The following is a 9767-nucleotide window of genomic DNA, read 5'->3' as shown; positions in this document are numbered from 1 at the left end:
CTTGGCCTCCGACTTCGGCGGGCCGGGCCAGCGTCGGGTCGGCGTCCGTCGGCGGCGTGGCCGGACGCGCGTCGGCGCGGGCGAGCGTCTCCCCGGCGTCGGCCGGCCCGGGCGGGCCCGGTGGGCCGAACGGTCCCGGGCGTGGCGGTCGCGGCGGTCGTGGCGCGGGCGACCCGGCAGCGGCGGCGCGGGCGAAGAAGCGCAAGCGGGTGAACATGCTGATCGCGAGCTTCGCGGTCTTCATCATGCTCGCCGGGCTCGGCGTGGTCGGCTTCACCTACTACTCGACAAACGTCGTCCTGCCGGAGGACACCACGCCCCCGCAGGCGACCACCTTCTACGCGTTCGACAACAAGACGGTCATCGCGAAGGTCGGCACCCAGAACCGGACCCTGGTCACCATCGACCAGATCCCGACGCACGTGCAGGACGCGGTCGCCGCGGCCGAGGACCGGAACTTCTACCAGCACTCCGGCGTGGACTACAAGGGCATCGTCCGGGCCGCCTGGAACAACGTCTCCGGCGGCGACAAGCAGGGCGCCTCGACGATCACCCAGCAGTACGCCCGCAACGCGTTCGACAACCTGAAGGACGACACCTACGCCCGGAAGGTCAAGGAGGCGATCTTCGCCTCCAAGCTGAACGACGAGTACACCAAGCCGCAGATCATGCAGCACTACCTGAACATCATCTACTTCGGACGGGGCGCGCACGGCATCGAGGCCGCGGCGCAGACGTACTTCGGCAAGCCGGCGAAGAGTCTCAGCGTCGCCGAGGGCGCGGTCCTGGCCTCGCTGATCAAGCAGCCGGAGGCCGGCGCGGGCCACAAGGGCTACGACCCGGCGGTGAACCCCGCCGACGCCAAGTCCCGCTGGGAATACGTGATCAGCGGGATGAAGGCCGAGGGCTGGCTGGACGCCCCGGGCAAGCCGGCGGCGCCGACGGAGTACCCGACCAAGACCCTGAAGAAGCCGAACCAGGCCGGTGCCGGCATCGACTTCGGCGTCAACACCCCGTACGGCAACGTGATCAACTACGTCAAGCAGGAGATGCGGGACAAGGGCCTCTGCGTCGACAAGGAGGATCAGGTCACCGACGACAAGCCGCTCTGTTCGCAGGCGCTGATGTCGGGCGGCTACCGGATCCGCACCACGATCGACACGAAGGTCCAGAAGGCGGCGGTCGACACCGCCCAGCGCAGCAGGAAGGGCTCGGAGCTGGCCGACCAGCCGACGAACCTGATGGCGGCGGTGGTGGCGATCGAACCGAAGACCGGTCGCGTGCTCGCCTACTACGGCGGCGACAACGGCACCGGCACCGACTACGCCGGCAAGAACACCGACTCCGCCGGCAACGTCACGGGCGGCCACCCGCCGGGCTCGAGTTTCAAGATCTACACGCTCGCGGCGGCGCTCAAGGAGGGCAAGGCCCTCGAGTCGCGCTGGAAGGGCCGGGCGTTCACGCCGGAGGGCACCAAGTTCAAGGTCAGCAACGCGGGCGTCGACAACCCGGAGTGCGGCAACTCCTGCACCCTGACGGTCTCCACCCTGAAGTCGCTGAACGTGCCGTTCTACCACGTCACCCAGCAGATCGGCCCGGACAAGGTCATCGACATGGCGGCCAAGGCCGGCGTCAGCATGATGTGGCGCTCGGACACCAACCCGCCCAAGGGCTACGACCTGACCAAGACGGAGCCGAAGGACATCGCCCCCAGCCCGTTCTTCCACGTCGTCGGCTACGGCCAGTACCCGATCACCGTGCTGGACCACGCCAACGGCGTCGCCACCTTCGCCAACCAGGGCCGCTACAACAAGGCCCACTTCCTCTACTCCGTGGAGAAGCGGGACGAGGTGACCGGCAAGTGGAAGAAGATCGCCGACGAGGGACGGCTCAAGGGGGAGCAGCGGATCGACAAGGACGTCGTGGCCGACGTGACCTCGGTGCTTGAGCAGTACCCGGCGCGGGTCAACCACCGGCTCGACGACGGCCGCAAGGCGGCCTCCAAGACCGGCACCTGGGAGCTCAAGTCGGGCAGCGACGACAACGGCGACGCCTGGATGATCGGCTACACCCCGCAGATCGCCACGGCCGTCTGGGTCGGCAACCTCCAGGCGCGCAAGCCGATCAAGATGAAGGACGGAACCAAGATCGGCGGCTCGAACCTCCCCGGTGACATCTGGGAGCGGTTCATGGACGAGGCGCACAAGGGCAAGGACAAGGAGGACTTCCCGCCAGCCGCGAACGTCGGCGACCCGAACACCGGCAACGGCGAGGCACCTCCGCCGCCGCCCCCGCCGACCAACCCGACCTGCGGGCCGCTCGAACTGTTCTGCCCGCCGGGCGGCGGTAACCCGGGTGGCGGCAACCCCGGCGGTGGCAATCCGGGCGGTGGCAACCCGGGCGGTGGCAATCCGGGCGGGCCCACCAACCCGACCGACCCGCGACCCGGTGGGAACGGCGGCGGCGGCCTGCTGCCGAACGTCAGCCCCAGACCTGACGACGACTGACCCGACGAACGCCGCCGGCGGCCGGAGCACCTTCCGGCCGCCGGCGGCGTTTCGCGTGGCCGGTAGGGGGACGCGGAGCACCGATGTACGGCAGGATGCACGTTCATGAGCACGCAGTCGACGCGAGGCATCGACGAAGCCGGTGCCCCTGACCATCCGTCCCGCTCGGACGGGTTCGTCCGCGGAGTGTCCGGCCTGATCGGCGGCCCGCTCGGCGACCACGCCGTGGCGCTGGACCGACCGGTCGGGCGGGAGAGCCGGTTCTGGACGGCGACCCGCATCGTCCTGGCCATGGTCTGCCTGACCCTGGCGTTGCACTGGGTGCAGAAGTCGCCCTGCCAGGACGGCGCCTGGCAGAACAACGTCCAGTACACCCGGTTCTGCTACACCGACGTGCTGGCGCTCTACTACGCCGAGCGGCTCAACGAGGGCGCGGTCCCCTACCAGGACCACCCCGTCGAGTACCCGGTGCTCACCGGCTACTTCATGGGCGCGCTCGGCCTGCCCGTGCACGGCCTGGGCCAGAACGACCCGGGGCTCAACCAGGGCATGTGGTTCTACAACCTCAACGCACTGGTGCTCGGCGCGCTGGCGGTCGCCACGGTGGCGGTCCTCCTCGCCCTGCGCCGCCGCCGGCCCTGGGACGCCGCGCTCTTCGCCCTCGCCCCCGCGCTGATGCTCACCGCCACGGTCAACTGGGACCTGCTCGCCATCGGCCTCGCCGCGTTCGGCCTCTTCGCCTGGGCCCGCAGCCGCCCGCTGGCGGCCGGTGTCCTGCTCGGCCTCGCCGGGGCGGCCAAGATGTGGCCGCTGTTCATCCTCGGCCCGATCCTGGTGCTCGCGCTCCGCGCCGGGCGACTGCGCGCCGCCCTCACCGCCTTCGGGGCCGCCCTGGTCTCCCTGGTCGCCGTGAACCTGCCGGTCGCCATCCCCTACCGGGAGAACTGGGACCGCTTCTTCGAGCTGAACTCGACCCGCCCGATCGACTGGGGCACCCTCTGGTACATCGGGCGCTACCTGGACGGGAAGGTCGGCAACGCCAACCCCGCCGACCTCGGGCCGTTCGAGTGGCTGAACGTGAACATCCCGACGCTGAACACCCTGTCGTACGCCCTCTTCGGGCTGGCCTGCCTCGGGGTGGCCGCGCTGGGGCTGCTGGCACCGCGTCGCCCGCGGCTGGCCCAGCTCGCGTTCCTGGTGGTCGCCGCCTTCCTGATCTTCAGCAAGGTGTGGTCGCAGCAGTTCGTGCTCTGGCTGCTGCCGCTGGTGGTGCTCGCCCGCCCCAGGTGGGGCGCCTTCCTGGCCTGGCAGCTCGCCGAGGTCTGCTACTTCGTGGCGTTCTACGGGGAGCTGCTCGGCGCGGCGACCAGCAAGCCGGTCTTCCCGGAAGGCGTCTTCGTGCTGGCCTCGACGCTGCGCCTGGGCACCGTGGTGGTGCTCTGCGTGCTGGTCGTGCGGGAGATCCTGCGGCCGGAACTCGACGCGGTGCGCCGCAGCTACGCCGACGACCCCGACGGCGGGCTGCTCGACGGCGCACCGGACGCACCCTGGCTCGACCGTTGGCGACGCCGCCCCGCCGCACCCGCCGAGCCGACGCCCGTGCCCGCCTGACGTGGTCCCGCCGGCCGTCCCGGACCACCGGGAACGGCCGGCGGTACGCGGTCAGAGCCGGTAGACGACCACGTCGCCGATCTCCTCGCGGGTGATGCCGAGCCCGTCGACCGGCGCGTCGATCGTGATCTCCCACGGCGTGCCGATGACCTGGTCGCGCATCAGCAGCACGTTGCGCACCCCGAGCACGCGCAGGTAGTCGACGCTGGCCTGGTCGGGGAAGGCGAGCGTCACCCGGCGTACGTCGTCGAGCTGGCTCGGCGTGAAACCGCTGCCACCGTTGACCACGTCCTGGAAACGGCTGGTGGACCAGAGCATCACCGGCTGGTCGAGGCTCTGGTTGCTCGGCAGCACCAGCAGGGGCCCGTCCACGGCGCGCATGGCGGCCGGCTGGGTCGGCACGATCGGGTGCGGCGTGGCGTTCAGCCCCTCGCCGATCACCAGCAGGATCGGCAGCAGGGTGGCCAGCCGCAGCCACGGGCTCGGCCAGGAGGGGATCCGCTCGGCGTAGATCTCCCGGACCCGGGTGGCGAACGCGCTGACCGCGCCCGCCGCGAGCAGCCCGAGCAGCAGCGTGGCCCAGAGCATCAGCCGGCCCGGTGTGCGGATGCCGTTCCATCCCGGCAGGTGCTCGAAGAGCGGCACGTAGGTGAAGGTGCCGTCGAAGAAGCGGGTGCCCATGGCGAGCACCATGGTGACCACCACCCCGGCGAGCAGCAGCAGCCGCTGGCGCAGCTTCCAGACCGAGAAGAAGAGGCCGCCGGCGGCGAGCGCGTAGAGCACGAAGCCGGGCAGCAGGGTCATCTCCGGATGCCAGGGCAGCGCCGCCCGCGCGCCCTCGTGCAAGGCACCCCAGACCCGTGACTCGGCCGGCGCGGTGAAGAATCCGCTCGCCGGCGGGGAGAAGACGGCGATGTCGCCGATGGAGCGCTCCGCCTGCGGGTGCGCCTGCGCCACCTTGAAGTACGGGATGGCCAGCAGCCCGCCGACGCCGGCGAAGAGCAGGCCGCCGATCAGGTCCGCGACCAGCAGCCGGCGGCCGAACGGACGCTTGACCGGCCGGACCACCCATCGCCGCAGGAACCAGATGACGGCCGCGACGAGCACGGTCCCGCCGAGGAAGTACGCGAACGGCAGGCCGATACCGAAGCCCAGGCTGAGCTGCCAGGCAGCCACCAGCCACCCGGTGTAGACCCAGCCGTCGTGCCGGCGTTCGGGACGGTATCCGTGCCGCAGCGACCAGCCGTGTCCCCGGGCCAGCATGGCCAACGCCAGCGGGATGCCGCCGTTGGAGATCACGTGCAGGTGCCCGGCCTGGGCCAGCAGCCAGGGCGCGTACGTGTAGCTCACCCCGGCCACCGCGGCGCCGATCCGGCCCGCGCCCAACTGGCGGGCCAGCGCGTACGCCCCGAGCGTGGCGAGCGCGTGGGCCAGCACGAACATGATGTTGTAGCGGAGCACGGCGGCTTCGGGGCCGGTACCGATCATGCCCGCCGGGGCGTACCCGAGCAGGGTGTCGGAGAAGGCGAAGCTCCAGTTCTCCGGGAAGAACGTGTTCGCCTGCCAGAGCTGCGCCGGGTTGTTCAGCAGGATGTGCCCCGACCAGGCCATCTGCCAGGCCTGGAGGCTCGGGTCCCAGTAGTCCTGCGGCAGGGTGTGCCGCGGGTAGCGCAGGGTGGGCCAGGTCATCAGCACGGCCAGCACCAGCGCGGCGAGGGTCGCGAGCGTCCATTCGTGGATCAGCAGGCGGCCGACCGTGCGCGCGGCGCGCCCGAGGCGGCCCGGCACGGGTTCGGGAGCGGAGGCGAAGGCCACCCAGCGGTCCGGCTTCCCTTCCTCCCCGGCCCCATCCTTCTCCTTACCGGCCCCGCCCTTGCTCGTTTCGTCCTCGGCCGTGTCGTCCTTGCTCGTGCCGGCCTTGCTCGTGCCGGCCTTGGTGGTGTCGTCCTTGGCCGTGTCGGCCTTGGTGGCGCCGGCCTTGCTCGTGTCGGCCTTGGTGGGGTCGTTCCTGGCCGCGTCGGCCTTGCTCTTGTCGGTCCTGGGCTCGGCCGTGCCGTTCTTCCCTGCGGCCTCGGCCCGCTCGGTCGTGCCGGGCTTCCTCGTGGCGGATCCGGTCGTGTCGGAGGATTTCCCCGGGGATGCGTCGCCGGTGCCGACCCCGCCTCCGGAGTCGCCGGCGGCGGCCTCGGCCCTGACGGCCCTGCCGCCGGCCGAGGCGGACCGGGCGGGGGCGCTCGCGTCCGGGAGGTCGCCCGGCCTGATCGGACCGGGGGCGGCGCCGGCCGCTGCGCCACCACCGGTCGGCGCGGGCGGCGCCGCGGGACGGTCGGGGCGGGAGCCGCCGGCAGCGGACTGGTCGGTCGTCATGCGGCGGAGCTCCCCGCGCCCAACCGGTCGCGCAGGAAGGCGATGTCGGCGCCCTGACCGTCGGCCCCGCCGGGGGTCTCCACGATGACCGGCGCGCCGGCCGCGCGGATCACCGCCACCACGAGTTCCGGATCGATCGTGCCGCCGTCGAGGTTGTCGTGCCGGTCCTGGCCCGAGTTGAACGCGCCCTTGGAGTTGTTGGCGTGCACCAGGTCGATCCGCCCGGTGATGGCCTTGACCCGGTCGACCAGCCCGAGCAGCTCCTCGCCGCCGGCGTGGGCGTGACAGGTGTCCAGGCAGAAGCCGACCTCGTGGTCGCCCAGGGTGTCCCAGAGCCGGGCGAGCGCGTCGAGCCGCCGGGCGCACGCGTTGTCACCGCCGGCCGTGTTCTCGATCAGGACCGGGAGGCCGAAGCCGCCGGAGTCCGCGGCGTACGCGAAGGTCTTGCGCCAGTTGTCGAAACCGACCGCCAGGTCGTCACCGGCGTTGACGTGCCCGCCGTGCACGATCAACCCCTTGGCTCCGATCGCGGCAGCCGCCTGGGCGTGCCCGAGCAGCAGCTTGCGGCTGGGGATCCGGATCCGGTTGTTCAGGGTGGCGACGTTGATGACGTACGGCGCGTGCACGTAGAGGTCGACGTCCGCGGCGCGCAGCCGGTCCGCGTCCTCCCGCGGCTTCGGTGCCTTCCACCCCTGCGGGTCGGAGAGGAAGAACTGCACGGCCTCGGCCCCTCGGGCGGTCGCCTCCGCCATCGGGTCGGTCGAATCGACGTGGGCTCCGATACGCATGCAGGGGAGCCTACGTCGCACGGCCGACGGCCGGGCCGAGGGCCGAGCCGGTGTCGGGATCCCCGCGTCACCTCACGGCGCGGGTGGTCGTTGATGCGAGTGGGATCCATGGTTCCGCTGGCGGCCCCGCCGGGGGCGCGAGCGGCGTACCGGGGATGCCACGCCGTCGAGAAGCGGGGGCGTCCCCGCCGCGCGGCCCGGCGCGGCGGGGCCAGCCCCGGTACGACGCGACCCGGCGCCCCGGAAATTTGTCGGAGAATTCCGCCAATTCCGCCAACAAGGGACAAGAGCCGTTGTAACGTCAGGTAACAACACGATAAAGCTCCGCGGGGCGTTCTCGGTCCAACCTCATCGGTGTGGTCGTTCCTCCCCAGGTCCCACCCAAGGAATGCGGACGGGACGCCCCGCGGCCTCGTACGGGGGCCCGCATCGACAGCGACGTCGACGCGGGCCCCCGTCGCGTGCCGTTCCGCCCGGTCCCGCTCGCGGGGCCTGGAAGGGCCCGGAACCGCGGAAGGGGCGCGCCGTCGACCTCCCGGGGCATGATCGTCCGGACCGGGTATCCTGGTCCGGTTGTCCGCGTCCGGCCGGGTTCCCCCGGAACCGGCGCGGGCCACGACGCACGACCTCCTGCCACGGAAGTACCGTGGCCGCTTAGCCCACAGGAGGTGAGAACGTCTTGCGTCATTACGAAGTCATGGTGATCCTCGACCCCAGCCTCGAGGAGCGCACCGTCGCCCCGTCGCTCGACACGTACCTGAACGTGATCCGGACCGCGGGCGGCTCGGTGGAGAAGACCGACGTGTGGGGCCGCCGGCGCCTCGCGTACGAGATCAACAAGAAGGCTGAGGGCATCTACGCCGTCGTCGACCTCCAGGCGACGCCTGCGGCGGTGGCCGAGCTGGACCGTCAGCTGCGACTCAACGAGTCCGTGCTGCGCACCAAGGTCATCCGGCCGGAGATGCGCTAAGCATTCAAATCCCGGTTCGCCCGGATCAGCCTCATCGGCTCTGTCGTACGGCTCTGAGAGCGTGTACGGCGGAGATTGATGAGTGCGCGAGGAGATGGTCATGGCAGGAGACACCACCATCACGGTCATCGGCAACCTGACCGATGACCCCGAGTTGCGGTTCACCCCCTCCGGTGCCGCCGTTGCCAAGTTCCGGGTCGCTTCGACGCCCCGGTTCATGGACAAGGCGTCTGGTGAGTGGAAGGACGGCGAGCCGCTCTTCCTGGCGTGCACGGTGTGGCGTCAGGCCGCCGAGCACGTCGCCGAGTCGCTCCAGCGGGGCGCCCGCGTGATCGTTTCGGGCCGGCTGCGTCAGCGGTCCTACGAGACCCGCGAGGGCGAGAAGCGCACCGTCATCGAGCTCGAGGTCGACGAGATCGGCCCGTCGCTGCGCTACGCCACGGCGAAGGTGCAGAAGATGTCCCGCTCCGGCGGCGGTGGCGGCGGCTTCGGTTCCGGTTCCGGTGGCAGTGGTGGCCAGGGCGGCGGAGGCAACTTCGACGACCCGTGGGCTTCGGCCGCACCCTCTCCCGCGCGTGCCGGTTCGGGCGGCGGCAACTTCGACGAGGAGCCTCCGTTCTAATGGCGCCGAGCGCCCGCGATCGCAAACCAGGAGCACGAGCAATGGCCAAGGCCGCTGCACTTCGCAAGCCGAAGAAGAAGGTGAACCCGCTAGACAAGGACGGGATCACCTACATCGATTACAAGGACACCGCGCTGCTGCGCAAGTTCATCTCCGACCGCGGCAAGATCCGCGCTCGGCGGGTGACCGGCGTGACCTCGCAGCAGCAGCGGCAGATCGCCCGTGCGGTCAAGAACGCCCGTGAGATGGCGCTCCTGCCGTACACCGCCACGGCCCGCTGAGAGGGGGCACCGATATGAAGATCATCCTGACTCAGGAGGTGTCCGGCCTCGGTGCCCCGGGCGACATCGTCGAGGTCAAGAACGGCTACGGCCGTAACTACCTGCTGCCGCAGGGCTTCGCGATCGCCTGGACCAAGGGTGCGGAGAAGCAGGTCACGGTCATCAAGCGGGCCCGCTCGGCCCGGGAGATCCGCGACCTCGGCCACGCCAACGAGGTCAAGGGCCAGCTCGAGGGCCTCAAGGTCAACCTGAAGGCCCGCGCCGGTGACGGTGGCCGGCTCTTCGGCTCGGTCACCCCGGCCGAGATCGTCGACGCGGTCAAGACCGCCGGTGGCCCGGCCCTCGACCGTCGTCGGCTGGAGTTGCCCGGTCACATCAAGTCGGTCGGCTCCTACCCGGTGCGGATCAAGCTGCACCCCGAGGTGAGCGCCACGTTCGACCTCAACGTCGTTCAGGGCTGACACCACCAGCACCACGAGAAAGGGCCCGCACCGGTCGGTGCGGGCCCTTTCCGCTGTCCCGACCGGCCGCCGCCGACCACCGAACCCGACCGGCCGCCGCCGACCACCGAACCCGACCGGCCGGTACGGCCTCCCCCGGTGGCCGTGCCCGCGCCGGTGG

8 protein-coding genes are annotated in these 9767 nt (G+C 71.1%); 6 read left to right on the top strand and 2 right to left on the bottom strand.

What is annotated here, in order from left to right; all coding sequences use genetic code 11:
* Positions 1–2507, top strand: a 2507-nt coding sequence (locus V6V16_RS17965) for a transglycosylase domain-containing protein (protein WP_334563499.1), incomplete at its 5' end; no start/stop codon positions are given.
* A gap of 105 nt (positions 2508–2612) precedes the next feature.
* Positions 2613–4118, top strand: a complete 1506-nt coding sequence (locus tag V6V16_RS17960; RefSeq protein ID WP_334563498.1) for a glycosyltransferase family 87 protein — start codon at positions 2613–2615, stop codon at positions 4116–4118.
* 51 nt (positions 4119–4169) lie between these two features.
* Here the strand turns inward: V6V16_RS17960 and V6V16_RS17955 are convergent, their stop codons facing one another.
* Positions 4170–6485, bottom strand: coding sequence for a hypothetical protein (locus V6V16_RS17955; protein WP_334563497.1), 2316 nt, complete (start codon positions 6483–6485; stop codon positions 4170–4172).
* Entirely contained in the window at positions 6482–7273 is a 792-nt protein-coding gene (locus V6V16_RS17950; RefSeq protein ID WP_334563495.1) for a deoxyribonuclease IV, read from the bottom strand. The genes V6V16_RS17955 and V6V16_RS17950 overlap by 4 nt, the downstream gene beginning before the upstream one ends.
* Positions 7274–7952: 679 nt before the next feature.
* On the opposite strand from V6V16_RS17950, the gene rpsF reads away from it, so the two are divergent.
* The 4 genes from rpsF to rplI all read left to right on the top strand — a co-directional run bounded on the left by rpsF (position 7953) and on the right by rplI (position 9607).
* Positions 7953–8243, top strand: coding sequence for a 30S ribosomal protein S6 (gene rpsF / locus V6V16_RS17945; RefSeq protein ID WP_074315517.1), 291 nt, complete (start codon positions 7953–7955; stop codon positions 8241–8243).
* An 82-nt stretch (positions 8244–8325) separates the two neighbouring features.
* Entirely contained in the window at positions 8326–8865 is a 540-nt protein-coding gene (locus tag V6V16_RS17940; protein WP_334563490.1) for a single-stranded DNA-binding protein, read from the top strand.
* A gap of 41 nt (positions 8866–8906) precedes the next feature.
* Positions 8907–9146: a 30S ribosomal protein S18 gene (rpsR, locus tag V6V16_RS17935; RefSeq protein ID WP_007073789.1), complete on the top strand. Its 240-nt coding sequence runs from the start codon at positions 8907–8909 to the stop codon at positions 9144–9146.
* Between the two features lie 14 nt (positions 9147–9160).
* Positions 9161–9607 (top strand): 50S ribosomal protein L9, encoded by a 447-nt coding sequence (gene rplI / locus V6V16_RS17930; RefSeq protein WP_334563488.1) that lies wholly within the window; start codon positions 9161–9163, stop codon positions 9605–9607.
* The last annotated feature ends 160 nt before the right edge of the window (positions 9608–9767 follow it).

It is taken from the genome of Micromonospora sp. CPCC 205561 (assembly GCF_036906775.1).
In the GTDB taxonomy this organism is placed as follows: domain Bacteria; phylum Actinomycetota; class Actinomycetes; order Mycobacteriales; family Micromonosporaceae; genus Micromonospora.
Note: the sequence above shows the minus strand (reverse complement) of the source record. Positions and strands in the feature narration are given on the sequence as shown.